The organism is Maribacter caenipelagi, assembly GCF_004364175.1.
GTDB classification, from domain to species: Bacteria; Bacteroidota; Bacteroidia; order Flavobacteriales; family Flavobacteriaceae; genus Maribacter; species Maribacter caenipelagi.
In genome coordinates this window covers 77437-92263 of the sequence record NZ_SNZW01000018.1, presented here as the reverse complement: position 1 = coordinate 92263, position 14827 = coordinate 77437, and the positions used below count along the sequence as shown (strand labels likewise).

Genomic DNA, 14827 nt, shown 5'->3' with positions numbered 1-14827 from the left:
ATGTTGCAGAAGCAACAATAAACGAAATAAAAATATAAAATCCAGAACTATGTCAACAGCAACAGTAGCACAAAACGATCACAAAGAGGCACAAGATTTTATGCCTATTAACGGTACCGATTATTTAGAACTTTATGTAAGTAATTCTAAGCAAGCGGCACATTATTATAAAACAGCTTTTGGTTTTAAATCATTGGCGTATAAAGGTCTTGAGACCGGTAGTAGAGATTTTGAATCTTATGTGGTAGAACAAGATAAAATAAGATTGGTATTGACTTCTCCTTTAAAAAGTGGTACAGATGTAGGTAGGCATATTGACAAGCATGGTGACGGAGTAAAAGTTACTGCCCTTTGGGTTGATGATGCTACCTATGCGTATAATGAAGCAGTTAAAAGAGGAGCCAAAAGTTATATGGAACCTAAGACAGAAAAGGATGAAGATGGTAAAGTAGTTACCTCTGGAATTTATTCTTATGGAGAGGTTGTTCACATTTTTGTGGAGCGTAAAGATTACAGTGGTACATTTTTACCAGGGTACCAAAAATGGGAAAGCGATTATCAACCAACATCTACTGGTTTAAAATTTGTAGATCATATGGTAGGTAATGTCAACGAAGGTAGAATGAACTATTGGGTAGATTTCTACGCAAATGTTATGGGTTTCAAACAAATTATGTCTTTCGACGATAAAGATATTTCTACCGAGTTTACTGCGCTGATGAGTAAGGTAATGAGTAACGGTAACGGTCGCATTAAATTCCCGATCAACGAGCCGGCTCCTGGTATGAAAAAATCTCAAGTAGATGAGTATTTGGAGTTTTACGAAGGTGAAGGTGTACAACATATAGCAGTAGCTACTGATGATATTGTAAAAACAGTTTCAGATTTAAAAAGTAGAGGGGTTGAGTTTTTGACGATACCTACAACATATTATGATGTATTGACCGAAAGAGTAGGAGAGATAGATGAAGATATCGAATCATTGAGAAAACTGGGTATTTTAGTAGATCGTGATGATGAAGGATATTTATTGCAGATTTTCACAAAAACGGTACAGGCAAGACCAACGATGTTCTTTGAAATCATTCAACGAAAAGGAGCTACTTCCTTTGGTAAAGGAAATTTCAAAGCATTGTTTGAAGCTATTGAGCGTGAGCAAGAATTAAGAGGAACGTTATAAGTTCAACAGATTTCTTGACAAGCACAGAATAGCTTAATTTTAATAAAATAGTAGTAACTAGCAAAACGAACGTATATGCCTATTTATCATAAGCAGGGAGCGTTGCCACCTAAGCGGCATACGCAGTTTAGAAAGCCAAACGGAGAATTGTACTCAGAGCAATTGTTCGGTACCATTGGCTTTGATGGTATGTCCTCTTTACTATATCATCATAACAGACCAACTATGGTCAAAGAGATAGTTAAGAGTACTGACGTTTCTCCTAAAATTGCTTTGGAGAAGAATATACGTTCGTTGAAACTAGTGAGTTTTAACGCTTCGCCGCAAGATGATTTTTTAGCCGCGCGCGAGCCACTTTTGGTCAATAGAGATATAATTATTGGTGTAGCGGCACCACGAAAATCGTTACGAGAGTATTTCTATAAGAATACCGATGCCGATGAAATGTTGTTCATTCATAAAGGTTCAGGTACGTTAAGAACCATTTTTGGACAAATACCTTTTGAATATGGCGATTATCTGATAATTCCCAGGGGTACAATTTATCAAATAGATTTTGATAGTGAAGACAATCGCATTTTGTATGCCGAGTCGTATTCACCGATCTATACTCCAAAGAGATATCGTAATTGGTTTGGTCAGCTATTGGAGCATTCCCCATTCTGTGAGCGCGATTATAAATTGCCGCAAAATCTAGAAACCTTTACAGATACTGATGAGCACTTGATTAAAGTAAAAAAGCAAGGGGTTATGCATGAAATGGTATATGTTGGGCATCCTTTCGATGTTGTTGGTTGGGATGGATATAATTTCCCATACGGATTCTCCATTCACAATTTTGAACCTATAACCGGTAGAATTCACCAGCCGCCACCAGTGCATCAAACATTTGAGACGAATGCCTTTGTCATCTGTTCTTTTGTACCAAGGTTGTATGATTATCATCCGCAGTCCATACCGGCACCATACAATCATTCTAATATAGATTCAGATGAAATGCTGTATTATGTTGACGGCGATTTTATGAGTAGAAACGGAGTGCAGCCAGGCAATATATCATTGCATCCCGCAGGTATACCCCACGGTCCGCACCCAGGGGCTGCAGAACGAAGCATTGGTCAAAAAGGATCAGAAGAACTTGCTGTTATGATTGATACTTTCAAGCCTTTAATGGTTACTGAAAATGCGTTAAAATTAGACGATGGCGACTATTATAAATCGTGGTTGGATAAATAAAGTAATTTTTGATTTTAGTAGAATATCATTTTGAGCTTGTCTGGCTATTGGAAGACGTTGTTTAATTGAATTGATATTGTCACCCTGAGCTTGTCCGCCGTTAGGAGGGCGCAGTCGAAGGCTAGATTGGTTAGAATATTTAAATGAAAAAGCTTGAAAAAACTAAATACATGGGTCTCAGTACCCAATAACTCAGATTTTTCTATCTATAACCTTCCTTTTGGAATCTTCTCTTTACATGCAGATGCCCCAAGAGCAGGGATTGCCATTGGTGAGCAGATCATTGATTTGGCAGCAGTGTCAGAATTGGGTTTGTTAGACGTAGATGCTACTTTTTTTAGGCAGAAAACCTTAAATGAGTTTATCGCGTTAGGAAAGAAAACCACCAATAAAGTGCGGTTAGATATTCAGAAGCTATTGGTAATTGAGAATTCTCCGCTGAAGAATCACACAGAAGTTTTTGTATTGCAGAAAGATGCAACAATGCATTTGCCGATACAGGTGGGAGATTACACGGATTTTTATTCCAGTATAGAACACGCTACCAATGTGGGAAAAATGTTCCGTGATCCAGAAAATGCATTGTTGCCCAATTGGAGGCATATTCCGGTAGGGTATCACGGTCGTGCATCATCAATTGTGGTGAGCGGCACTAATATTCACAGACCAATGGGGCAAGTAAAAACCAATGATATGGAAGCACCTGTTTTTCAGGCATCCAATCGTTTGGATTTTGAATTGGAAATGGGGTTCGTAATAAGTAAAAGTACCAAACTGGGCGAACGCGTTTCCATAAAAGAAGCTGCTGAACATATTTTCGGATTAGTACTGTTCAATGACTGGTCTGCCCGCGATATTCAGAAATGGGAATACGTGCCTTTAGGTCCGTTTTTAGGAAAAAGCTTTGCATCATCTATGTCACCATGGATCGTTACCCTAGAAGCCTTAGAACCATTTAAGGTACAGGGTCCGGAGCAACAACCGGCTGTACTTTCTTATTTAGAAATAGAAGGAAAGCATAATTATGATATTCATTTAGAAGTAGGCATGGCTTCGCAAGCATCGGAAGAAACCATAATTAGTCGCTCAAACTTTAAATACATGTATTGGAATATGATGCAGCAATTGGCGCACCATACCGTAAATGGGTGTAATGTAAATGTTGGTGATGTAATGGCATCGGGTACCATATCAGGAAAAGATGAAAGCTCATATGGATCATTGCTGGAGATTTCTTGGGGCGGTAAAAAACCGTTCGAGTTAAAAGATGGTAGCAAACGTACTTTTATTGAAGATAATGATACCGTGACCATGCGAGGTTTCGCAGAAAAAGAAGGTAAGCGTGTAGGATTCGGACAAGTAACCGGAACCATTTTACCTAGTAAATAATTAATACAATTCACACTAGAAGTTTATAGCATGTCAAAGAACGAAGAAATCAATTCTATAGATCCAAACAGTATTTCTCAGCAAGAATTACATGGGTATTTATTATCTGCTGTAGCGCCAAGACCTATTTGTTTTGCCAGCACAATTGATAAAGACGGCAATGTAAATTTGAGTCCGTTCAGTTATTTTAACCTATTCAGTGTAAACCCGCCAATCATGATTTTCTCACCTTCTAGGCGAGGTAGAGATAATACGACGAAGCATACGTTAGAAAATGTTTTGGAAGTAAAAGAAACGGTGATCAATATCGTGAATTATGACATGGTAGAGCAAATGTCGTTGTCAAGCACCGAATATGGTGATGGAGTAAATGAGTTTGTAAAAGCAGGATTCACACAAGTACCTAGCGACAAGGTTCGACCACCAAGAGTAGGAGAAGCACCCGTGGCTTTTGAGTGTGTTGTTGATCAAGTAATAGCATTGGGCGACGGACCAGGAGCAGGTAATTTAGTCCTAGCCAAAGTGGTACAGATTCATGTAAAAAAAGCGTTTCTAGATGCCGAAGGAAAACTGGATACTCCAAAATTAGATTTAGTTGCCCGTATGGGGGGTAATTGGTATTGCAGGGCTAATGGCGATGCTTTGTTTGAAATTCCTAAACCTATACGTACCAAAGGGATTGGTGTAGATATGTTACCGGAAGCCGTACGTAATAGTACCGTTTTAACAGGTAATAATTTAGGGCGATTAGGAAATTTAGAACAATTACCTACCAAAGAAGCAATAGCAATCATTGCTGAAAATGCCGAGGTAAAATCTATACTAAACGGCGATGAAGATGCTGTAGCATTGCACAAACTGGCAAAACAGTGGTTGGCAGAAGGAAAAACAGAAGATGCTTTGGCCTTGTTGCATTTGGGGGTTTAGTTACAAATCATCAGGTTCAATATGTATTAATATGTGACCAAGGTTCGGAATTTCATGATGTAGATGGTCTTTTAGTAAATGTGCAATATCATGCCCTTTTGTAACCGATATAGTGCCATCTACCATGGCATGGAGGTCAATATGAAATTTCATTCCGGCTTTTCGTATAAAACATTTTTCTGTACCGGTAACCCCGGGTACTTCCAGTGATTTTTTACGTATTTCTTCCAATAGTTCGTCATACCGTTGCTCGTCCATTATTTCTCCTAAAGCAGGTCTTAGAATTAAGTAACTATTGTATAGAATAAAGCCCGATGCCATAAGTGCTGCCCAATCATCTGCCGTTTCATAACCTTTGCCAAGTATTACGGCAATAGAAATACCTATAAACGCCATTATTGAAGTAATAGCATCACTTCTGTGGTGCCAAGCGTCTGCTTTTAAAGAGGTGCTCTGTGTCTCTTTACTTTTTTTAATAACAACACGATATGATATTTCTTTCCATACAATTATCAAACCTAAAACGATTAATGTCCATGCTTTTGGAACTTTATGCGGAGTCTGTATGTTCTCAATACTTTCATAAGCAATCACGGTAGCAGAAATCACCAAAAAAGCGACAACTAAAAATGTAATTATAGGTTCTATTTTTCCGTGTCCGTATGGGTGGTTTTCATCTGCGGGTCTTTCCGCATATTTAAAACCTAAGAGTACGAGAGTAGAAGAAAAAATATCTGTGGTAGATTCAATAGCATCGGCTATAAGTGCATAAGAGTTACCAAAAAAACCAGCGAAACCTTTAATTAAAGCCAGGCAAATGTTACCTATGATGCTGAAATACGTGGTCTTAATTGCCGTTTGCTCAATACCCATATTACAAAGGTAAGACACTCAAATTATCAAGTATATTTTTTGTAATCAAATTTAAGATCATAAAATATTACTCCGCTTTTTCATACGCCTCCTTCAACCAATCGATTAATTCATCATCCACTTGGTTAGCTTCAGTGAGTTGAACTCTATGTGTACACATCGAACCAAATGGACCTGAAGATTCTAGTCGGTCAGAGGTAGGTTTGTCTTTTATTTTGAGTCCGAGGTCGATTCTTGTTTTAGTTGCAGGTTTTATAAGGGCAAATTGCTTTTTACGAATAATACTTACAGTAGTTTTTTTAGGGGTAATGGTAACATCATTGCCAAATGCCTTCACTATTTTTAAAATTGCTTTGTAAATTGGTTGTAAACTTTCTTTGCCTTTATATTGTTGTTCAACTAGGTCTGCTGGTGCGTTGTTTTCTTCCTTTGATAATGTAACAATCGTATTAGCAAAGCCATGGGTAACTCTGTGCTCTTTTTTTAGAAAATTGACACCTTCAGAATGTTTCGTAAAAGATTTTGTTTTCAGAATTGATTTCCATTCGCTTAAAGATTTGCCGGTTTTCTCAGGCATATTATCAATCATGGTTTGCAGGGCCTTTTCCATTCTATTAGAGTTTGGTTAAAAATATTAATTTACAAAAATTAAAAGGTTTCAATGTATCTTTCCTAAATCATTGTTCTTCACCAATTATCCTATTCAAAGAAAAAACAACAATTCAATCACCACATTAAGAATCTATCAATAATTATCTCTTCAACTCTTTTATATATAAAAATTTAGCGATTAAGCAATTGTGTTTTCTTTTTGCTGTTATTAGTGCTTATATTAGTTAGTACTGAAATCCCACTGCATTATGGCATTAAAAGTTGCTATCAAACACAAGACAAAATATATTTATGATAGAAGTATAAATCTATCTCCTCACATATTCAGATTACGACCTGCACCACATAGCCGAACACCCATAGAGGCATATTCAATAAAAATAAAGCCAGAAAACCATTTTTTTAATTGGCAGCAAGATCCATTTGGCAACTATATGGCTCGTATCGTTTTCCCAGATAAGACAACCGAGCTTTCTGTTGATGTAGAGATCATTGCAGATTTAAAGACGATTAATCCGTTCGATTTTTTCGTAGAAGAAGCGAGTGAAGAATTTCCTTTTAAGTATTCTGAAGAAGCTAAAAAGGAGCTTTTACCTTATTTAGAAAAAGTGGAAAGTGGTCCGCTACTAAAAGAATATCTCTCTAAAATAGATTTGACGCCGCTACGAAGTATCGATTTTTTAATTAACCTGAATAGCAACTTGTATAATTACCTGAACTATACCTTACGTATGGAACCTGGTGTGCAAACATGTGAAGAAACTTTAGAAGCCAAATTGGGTTCTTGTAGAGATTTTGCGTGGTTATTGGTACAGATACTTCGTCATTTAGGTTTGGCGGCACGTTTTGTATCGGGTTATTTAGTACAATTGAAATCTGATGAAAAATCATTGGACGGTCCTTCTGGTCCTGAAGAAGATTTTACAGATTTACATGCATGGGCAGAAGTATATTTACCAGGTGCCGGATGGATAGGCTTAGACGCCACCTCTGGACTATTTACCGGCGAAGGTCACATACCTTTAGCATGTACGCCATCTTACGAAAGTGCAGCCCCTGTAAGCGGGTTTACAGATTTTGCAGAAACTACGTTTGAATTTGAAAATTCGGTCACCAGAATATTCGAATCTCCGAGGGTTACAAAACCATATACCGATGAGCAGTGGAATGCTATTTACAATCTTGGTTTTAAGGTAGAAGAAGAATTACAGGCAAATGATGTTCGCTTGACGATGGGTGGTGAACCTACCTTCGTTTCTATAGATGATATGGAATCTGAAGAGTGGAATACTGCTGCAGATGGGCAACACAAAAGAGAATTGGCAAGTAAATTGTCTATTCGATTATTAGAGGTTTTTGGAAAGGGCGGATTGTTGCATCATGCTCAAGGTAAATGGTACCCAGGTGAAGCGCTACCTCGTTGGTTGATTGGAATACATTGGAGAAAAGATGGTAAGCCAATTTGGAAAGCCCCAAGCTTATTGGCATCATTTTCTGAGGAATATAAAATGCCAAGAAATATAACGAAACGATTTTTAAAGACATTGGGCGGCTATTTAGGTTGTAAAACCAATAGTGTTATGCCTGCCTATGAAGATGCTTTTTATTTCTTGTGGGAAGAGGGAAAATTACCTGTAGATGTAAATCCGAAAAAATATAATAAAGACGATACCCAGTTACGCAGAAAGCTTGGGGAGATTTTAGAACAAGGATTGGGAAAAACGGTAGGTCATGTGTATCCGTTGATTAAAAAAGATAACAAATGGATTACCAATAAATGGGAATTCAGAAATAAGAATTTACTGCTTACACCCGGTAATTCGGCAATTGGGTTACGTTTGCCTTTAGCGGCTTTGCCAAAAGATCCACCAATTCCATCAGAACCAACGGCAGAGGTAGAGTTATTTGAAAACACGCCAGATTTGCCAACGCCAGGTGCTGCATTGCAAAAGCGAATGAAACTAAAATCTACTTCGCACCCAAGAAAGCACCCTTATGTACGTACGGCAATTTGCGCCGAAGTTCGTGAGAAAAAGTTATTTCTGTACCTTCCGCCATTAGACAGTGCAGAAGACTTTTTAGATTTGGTAGCATGTATAGAAGCGACTGCAAAAGAATTGAACGTTCCGGTTATTTTAGAAGGTTATGAACCGCCAAGAGATAATAGGTTAGAGGTATTAAAAGTAACGCCTGATCCAGGGGTAATAGAGGTAAATATACATCCTGCGAAAAACTGGCAAGAGTTAACCGATAATACTTTGACATTATATGCCGAAGCAAAACAAGCCCGTTTAGGTACAGAGAAATTTATGTTAGACGGTAAGCACACCGGTACAGGTGGCGGTAACCATGTAACTTTGGGCGGTGTAACTCCGGCTGATAGTCCGCTTTTGCGAAACCCTCAGTTATTACGTAGTCTATTAACATTCTGGCAGCATCACCCAGGTTTATCTTACTTGTTTTCTGGGGCGTTTATAGGACCAACGAGTCAGGCGCCACGTGTAGATGAGGCAAGGTTAGAGAATTTGTACGAACTTGAAATCGCCTTCTCTCAAATACCGGACGATGAAGAAGTTCCGTTTTGGATTACAGATCGATTATTCCGTCATCTATTAACAGATATTACGGGGAACACCCACAGAGCAGAATTCTGTATCGATAAATTATACTCGCCAGATTCTTCTTCTGGACGATTGGGTATATTAGAATTACGCGCTTTTGATATGCCGCCACATGCACAAATGAGTCTAATGCAAATGTTGTTGGTACGTACATTGGTTTCTTGGTTTTGGAAAAAGCCGTATAAGCATGACTTGGTGCGTTGGGGTACAGAGCTGCATGACAAATTCTTGCTAGAGCATTATGTAAAAGAAGATGTAAAAGATATCGTAGAGCAATTGAACGACGCGGGCTATCCGTTTAAGTTAGATTGGTTTGATCCATTTTTTGAATTCCGTTTTCCATTATACGGTTTAGTAGAAATAAATTCGATTCAAATGGAATTGCGAATGGCCATAGAACCTTGGAATGTTCTTGGCGAAGAAATGACCGGTGGTGGTACATCGCGTTATGTAGATTCGTCGTTAGAGCGTGTTCAGGTAAAAGTGAATAATTTTAATAGTAAACGATATATACTGACCTGTAATGGGGTAAAAATAGAACTCAGCTCGACCGGCACAAAAGGAGAGTATGTTGCTGGTGTTCGTTTTAAAGCGTGGGAGCCATGGTCGGCATTACACCCTACTATTGGTGTTGATACTCCGTTAGTTTTTGATATTGTTGATGATTGGAACAAGAAGTCTATTGGTGGTTGTACTTATTTTGTGGCGCACCCTGGTGGGCGATCTTACGATACGTACCCTGTAAATAGTTTAGAGGCAGAATCTCGCAGAATCAATAGATTTTGGGATATTGGGGTAACACAAGATGCGGTAACTCCTACAGAATTGGTCGCTTCAACAAATTTTACGGGTAGAATGGTTGAACCTAAGGCAGGTTCAAATACATTTGTATACAAAGAGATGCCGGTTAACCCCGAGTATCCGCATGTAACAGATTTACGTAAGAAGTAATGCCAACAACAAAAACGAGCTGGTTTAATAATTATGATACCCAAAAGGGCAATGATGAAATGTATTCATTGAACAATGGTATGAAGCCCTATTGGAATAAATTATTAACCGAATTTGACACCTTAGGGGTTACAGGATTGACCGCCCGTCAAAGAGATATTGACTGGTTGTTATCTGAGAACGGTGTCACATATAATGTATATAACGACCCAAAAGGTATGCATAGACCTTGGAACCTGAATGTGGTTCCCTTTATGCTGCACCAAAATGAGTGGACAACCGTAGAAGCAGGTTTAAAGCAAAGGGCAGAACTGCTAAATTTGGTTCTCAAAGATGTCTATGGCGAACGAAAGCTTATAAAGAACGGTATTGTACCTTATGAAGTCATTTATGGTCATCGTGGTTTTCTAAGGCAATGTTCAGGTATGGAGATTAAATTAGAGAAATTTCTTTCTATTTATGCAGCAGACCTTTGCCGAGGTACAGATGGGCGTTTGTGGGTTGTAAATGATCGTACAGAAGCACCTTCAGGAATGGGGTATGCGTTGGAAAATAGATCTACCACAAGTAGAATTCTATCAGATATGTACGCAGATATGAAGGTAAAGCGTTTATCGGGTTTCTTTCAAGAATTCAACCAAATGCTTATTGACGCGGCACCGGGTAAAAAAGAGAACCCGACAATTGTAATACTTACCCCTGGATCACATAACGAAACTTATTTTGAACATGCCTATATGGCATCGTTCTTAGGGTATCCCTTGGTTCAGGGTAATGATTTGGTAGTGCGAGATGGTTTTCTTTGGATGAAATCATTGCAAGGCTTAAAGCAGATAGATGTCGTTTTACGAAGAGTAGACGATGCGTTTACAGATCCGTTAGAACTGCGTGAAGATTCCCATTTAGGCGTTGCCGGATTGCTAGATGTTGTACGAAGAAAAAATGTAGCTGTCATTAATCCTATTGGCAGCGGAGTAATTGAAAATCCGGGTTTAATTCCCTTCATGCCGGCAATTGCAAAGTATTTTTTGAAGGAAGAATTAGAATTACCTCAGATAGCTTCTTGGTGGTGTGGCCAGGAGAAAGAAAGAAACTATGTGCTTGAACATATATCTGAATTGGTTATAAAGAGAATAGATCGCACCAATAGAGAGAGCATATACTTTTGCGAGCAAATGAGCACTAAAGAATTAGAAGAGCTTAAAAAAGTTATTCTAGAGCGACCTTATCGTTTTGTGGCGCAAGAGCGTATTAATTTTTCTACGGCACCTAATCTTTCAGACGATAAATTAGAACCTAGAAATGTGGTCGCTAGATCATTTTGTATAGCTTCAAAAGGTGAATATTCGGTTATGCCAGGTGGTCTGGTAAGAGTAGCACCCGATGGCGAAACGGTAAGAGTTTCAAACCAAAGAGGAGGTACCAGTAAAGATTTTTGGATTTTAGATGATGCAGAAATAAAAGAAGATAAGAACAGGCAATGGCAAAAGAAATCATCGATAGCAATTTCTGGACTTGATGATCTACCAAGTTTAACAGCCGAGAATTTATATTGGGCAGGCCGTTATGTAGGGCGTACATTGGTGAATGCACGTTTTTTACGAACGGTAATGCGCCAAATGGCAATTGTTCAGAATAGAGATGAAAAGCCAGATTCTGAGAAGTTAAAAGTCTTGTTTAAAGCTGTTACCCAATTAACAGGTACATATCCGGGGTTTGTCGAAAAGGACAAAGACGGTAAACTGGCAATGGACAATCCGTATGAAGAAATGTTATCGGTAATTCTCGATAAAAATAGAATAGGTAGTCTAGCGCATACCATTAGCATGTTCAGCAATTCTTATTACTCTATTCGTAATCTCTGGTCTTCAGATATGTGGCGTGTATTTGAAAATATTCAGAAACTATGGAATGCCTTGGTAGATGGCAAGGATCATTCTATAAATAAAATATTAAAAGTGTTGAATCAATTAATTACCCGTTTAATTGCATTTATGGGATTGATTGAAGAAAGCATTATGGTACAACAAGGTTTGTTGTTATACTTCATCGGCTTACAATTAGAACAAAGCACCTTGAATATTACCAAATGCAGAGCCTTATTGACTATAAAATATGATGAGCAGGTGGAGTATGACCTGTTAGAGTATTTATTGACCAGTCACGAAAGTTTAAATATTTATAGATACAGTTACCGTTCTCATATAGAGTTGGCACATGTGTTAGATTTGGTAGTGCTTGATTTAGATTACGCACGTTCGCTGACTTTTATGATCAATCGCATTCAAAAAGATATTGCACGTTTGCCGCATTCTAAACATGACCATCAATTAAACAATTATCAAAAATATGTTTTCGAGGCATTTTCAAAGTTGAGGTTGGCAGAGTCTTCAAAATTGGCAATGACCAAATCAGAAACAGATTTTAAACGCGAAGATTTAGATACGCTTTTAGAGGAGCTTTCAGATTTATTGTACAAGGCATCGCAATCCATCTCTAACACCTATTTCAATCATACAGACAAGCAGACCCAATTGTTTACACAGTCTTTTCCTATTTGATTATGATATTCAACGTTACACATATTACTAAGTACGATTATAATGCTCCTGTAAGCTATTGTCATAATATAGCAACGCTACGCCCGAGAGAATCTAAAGGGCAAGAGTTGCTAGAGTACAGTATTGATATTTCGCCAGAACCGGCAGAAATAAGTGAACGAATAGATTTCTTCGGTAATTATATTACCCGCTTTTCTATACAGACAGAACATAAAACCTTAAAAGTTACCACTCGAAGTAAAATAAAAAGGGAATACGCTCAGTTTCACGAATCGTTCAATAGTGATGCCTGTAAGAGTGTAACAATGAGTAATGCCCTTGCTGCATTAAATGGCATGCACCCAGAGATTCTTGAGGCAAAGCAATATATACTAGAATCTATTTTTATAAGAAGAACCGATAAGGCGATACGTGATTATGCCGAAATATCTTTTAAAGGGGATAGGTCGGTTTTTGAAGCAGCATACGAATTAATGCAACGCATTTATACCGATTTCGATTTTGATTCTGAGTTCTCGACTATATCTACTCCAATTGAAGAAGTGATGAAAGAGAAGAAGGGTGTCTGTCAAGATTTCGCACAAATCGCCATTGCCTGTATACGATCTGTTGGTTTACCGGCAAGATATATAAGCGGGTATATAGAAACATTACCTGCCCCTGGTAAAAAGAAGTTGATAGGTGCAGATGCATCACATGCGTGGTTCGCTATTTTTATTCCGGGTTTTGGTTGGGTAGATTTTGACCCGACTAACAATCAAATACCAAAAGACCAACATATTGTAGTAGGTTGGGGTAGAGATTACTATGATGTACCACCTTTAAAAGGCGTAGTTTATGGTAGTGGTCAAAGTAAATTGAATGTATCGGTTGATATTGCTGCGGTGGTTTAATTATTCTTCAAAAAAGAATTCATGTAATTCGATTAAACTACCTCTTTTAATTTGAACTAAATCTCCGGTGTCTTTTAGAAAAATGCCTAGTGACTTTTCGTTGTATATAAATTTCATTTCGTGAGAGTAATCGGTAACAACATACATATCTCCAGAAAGCTGATAAAATGGGATGGTCATTTTGTTTTTAAGTCTAACTCCTTTATTGACAATTCTTCCATTTTTGACAGTGGACTCAACCTCTGAAGTATTTGCAGCGCCAGATGCTACTTTTACATAAGAGACCATCATGTTTGTCCATTCCGGTTCATCAATCAAAAACCATTTTATTTTATTGAAATCAATTCCATATTCATTAATCCATCCATGACTTGTGAAACCCAGTAAAACTTGTTTTTTTCCATCTAATTCTGGCTTGTCGGTCGGTACAAATTCTTGAATTTTAAAGGTAATGACAGATGTTGAAGACATATCTTTCAGTTTTTTGCCATCAAAATCTATCGTTTTTAATGAAAAACTTGTGATATCAGGGTTATTTGCCAATAACCATTCCGTTGCCGTTAATTCAGCACGTTCCTTCATTTGCTCTACAGCAGCAACTCCGGCTCCTATTGCAGCTAATGCTCCCACAGCTCCTGCAATTGCAGCACCACTGTCTTGAGCTTGGTTTTGTTTAGGTATGAGTATAAAGAGAACAATTAAGAACGGAATTAATTTACGCATAGTTTTTAATAAGTGGTTTATAAAAAGGCCATTCCCGCCAAATTGGTTAGTTCCCCCGAAATACCTTTTCAGCAGGATGGCCATAGCATTAATGTTTTAATAAATGGTTAGTGTACCTATCGCTAAGCGAGATCAAAACTAATACCATTGTTTATAAGTTGGTTACGGTTTTCCGTAACGCGCTATATTACTACTAAATTAGACCTAAATCTTTTACAATAGCCACAAGGTGTATGGCGTTATTGGCATTAAATTGAATACGTAATTTGTTTAAACGTTTTTCAATTGAACTTAAGCTAGCTGGTGATATATTCTTTTGCCTATATAATGCACTGATTTCATCTTGAGATAGGCCTTTGCTTAGATTATCTAACAGAGAAATATCATAATCGTCTACTTCTAATTCATTTTCGCTACTGAATGCATTAGAAACTTCTGGTGATAAAAATTTTTCATCTTTAGCAACTTCACTGATTGCTTGAGTCAGATTTTTGAGTCCGGTTCTACTTTTACATACATAGGCATCTATATGATGTAGGTTAAAAAGGGTTCTAACGGCTTGCAAGCGATCTTCGACCGAGTAGACAATTACCTTTAAACCAGGGAATTCTGATTTTAACTTTTCAACCAATGAATGACCAGTTGGGTATGTTTGTGATCTGTGGTCTACTTTAAATGAAAGATCCGATATTACCAGGTCAAATGGTACATCGTCAACATCAGCTCTTTTAATTTTTAGGTAAGCATCATCACAATACTGTACTTGATCTATTTGTGTAACTCCCAATTCGGTCAGTAAAGAAAACACACCTTTGTTGATGTCTTCCATATCTTCCGCAATTAAAACTTTTTTGAACATGC

The 14827-nt window shown here is 37.8% G+C and carries 11 protein-coding genes; 7 read left to right on the top strand and 4 right to left on the bottom strand.

What is annotated here, in order from left to right; all coding sequences use genetic code 11:
* The first annotated feature begins 49 nt into the window (after positions 1-49).
* The 4 genes from hppD (at position 50) to DFQ03_RS16575 (ending at position 4732) form a co-directional block, all read left to right on the top strand.
* A complete protein-coding gene (gene hppD, locus DFQ03_RS16590) occupies positions 50-1180 on the top strand; it encodes a 4-hydroxyphenylpyruvate dioxygenase (protein ID WP_133674365.1) in 1131 nt (376 codons plus the stop codon).
* A gap of 75 nt (positions 1181-1255) precedes the next feature.
* Positions 1256-2416, top strand: coding sequence for a homogentisate 1,2-dioxygenase (locus tag DFQ03_RS16585; protein ID WP_133674364.1), 1161 nt, complete (start codon positions 1256-1258; stop codon positions 2414-2416).
* A gap of 153 nt (positions 2417-2569) precedes the next feature.
* On the top strand, positions 2570-3805 hold the full coding sequence (fahA, locus tag DFQ03_RS16580; RefSeq protein ID WP_133674363.1) for a fumarylacetoacetase: 1236 nt from the start codon (positions 2570-2572) through the stop codon (positions 3803-3805).
* Positions 3806-3835: 30 nt separating this feature from the next.
* Entirely contained in the window at positions 3836-4732 is an 897-nt protein-coding gene (locus tag DFQ03_RS16575; protein WP_133674362.1) for a flavin reductase family protein, read from the top strand.
* Here DFQ03_RS16575 and DFQ03_RS16570 read toward each other — a convergent pair whose 3' ends face one another.
* Positions 4733-5605 carry a cation diffusion facilitator family transporter gene (locus DFQ03_RS16570; protein WP_133674361.1) on the bottom strand — a complete coding sequence of 291 codons (873 nt, stop codon included), beginning with the start codon at positions 5603-5605 and terminating at the stop codon, positions 4733-4735.
* Positions 5606-5672: 67 nt separating this feature from the next.
* Complete coding sequence (locus DFQ03_RS16565; RefSeq protein ID WP_133674360.1) at positions 5673-6215, bottom strand: DUF4287 domain-containing protein; 543 nt, start codon at positions 6213-6215, stop codon at positions 5673-5675.
* A 250-nt stretch (positions 6216-6465) separates the two neighbouring features.
* Here DFQ03_RS16565 and DFQ03_RS16560 point away from each other — a divergent pair, with 250 nt between their 5' ends.
* The 3 genes from DFQ03_RS16560 to DFQ03_RS16550 are packed head-to-tail and all read left to right on the top strand — an operon-like array spanning position 6466 to position 13243.
* Positions 6466-9789 (top strand): transglutaminase family protein, encoded by a 3324-nt coding sequence (locus DFQ03_RS16560; RefSeq protein ID WP_133674359.1) that lies wholly within the window; start codon positions 6466-6468, stop codon positions 9787-9789.
* Positions 9789-12350: a circularly permuted type 2 ATP-grasp protein gene (locus DFQ03_RS16555; RefSeq protein WP_133674358.1), complete on the top strand. Its 2562-nt coding sequence runs from the start codon at positions 9789-9791 to the stop codon at positions 12348-12350. Before DFQ03_RS16560 ends, DFQ03_RS16555 begins: the two co-directional genes overlap by 1 nt.
* Positions 12351-12352: 2 nt before the next feature.
* Positions 12353-13243: a transglutaminase family protein gene (locus DFQ03_RS16550; protein ID WP_133674357.1), complete on the top strand. Its 891-nt coding sequence runs from the start codon at positions 12353-12355 to the stop codon at positions 13241-13243.
* Here the strand turns inward: DFQ03_RS16550 and DFQ03_RS16545 are convergent, their stop codons facing one another.
* Both DFQ03_RS16545 and DFQ03_RS16540 read right to left on the bottom strand, forming a co-directional pair.
* Positions 13244-13966 (bottom strand): hypothetical protein, encoded by a 723-nt coding sequence (locus DFQ03_RS16545; protein WP_133674356.1) that lies wholly within the window; start codon positions 13964-13966, stop codon positions 13244-13246.
* Positions 13967-14159: 193 nt separating this feature from the next.
* Positions 14160-14825: a response regulator gene (locus DFQ03_RS16540; RefSeq protein ID WP_133674355.1), complete on the bottom strand. Its 666-nt coding sequence runs from the start codon at positions 14823-14825 to the stop codon at positions 14160-14162.
* Positions 14826-14827: the final 2 nt, after the last annotated feature.

Bases quoted from the DNA above. Each gene is read 5' to 3' on its own strand.
- hppD (WP_133674365.1), top strand. From the start codon at position 50: ATGTCAACAGCAACAGTAGCACAAAACGATCACAAAGAGGCACAAGAT.
- DFQ03_RS16585 (WP_133674364.1), top strand. From the start codon at position 1,256: ATGCCTATTTATCATAAGCAGGGAGCGTTGCCACCTAAGCGGCATACG.
- DFQ03_RS16575 (WP_133674362.1), top strand. From the start codon at position 3,836: ATGTCAAAGAACGAAGAAATCAATTCTATAGATCCAAACAGTATTTCT.
- DFQ03_RS16570 (WP_133674361.1), bottom strand. From the start codon at position 5,605: ATGGGTATTGAGCAAACGGCAATTAAGACCACGTATTTCAGCATCATA.
- DFQ03_RS16565 (WP_133674360.1), bottom strand. From the start codon at position 6,215: ATGGAAAAGGCCCTGCAAACCATGATTGATAATATGCCTGAGAAAACC.
- DFQ03_RS16560 (WP_133674359.1), top strand. From the start codon at position 6,466: ATGGCATTAAAAGTTGCTATCAAACACAAGACAAAATATATTTATGAT.
- DFQ03_RS16555 (WP_133674358.1), top strand. From the start codon at position 9,789: ATGCCAACAACAAAAACGAGCTGGTTTAATAATTATGATACCCAAAAG.
- DFQ03_RS16550 (WP_133674357.1), top strand. From the start codon at position 12,353: ATGATATTCAACGTTACACATATTACTAAGTACGATTATAATGCTCCT.
- DFQ03_RS16545 (WP_133674356.1), bottom strand. From the start codon at position 13,966: ATGCGTAAATTAATTCCGTTCTTAATTGTTCTCTTTATACTCATACCT.
- DFQ03_RS16540 (WP_133674355.1), bottom strand. From the start codon at position 14,825: ATGTTCAAAAAAGTTTTAATTGCGGAAGATATGGAAGACATCAACAAA.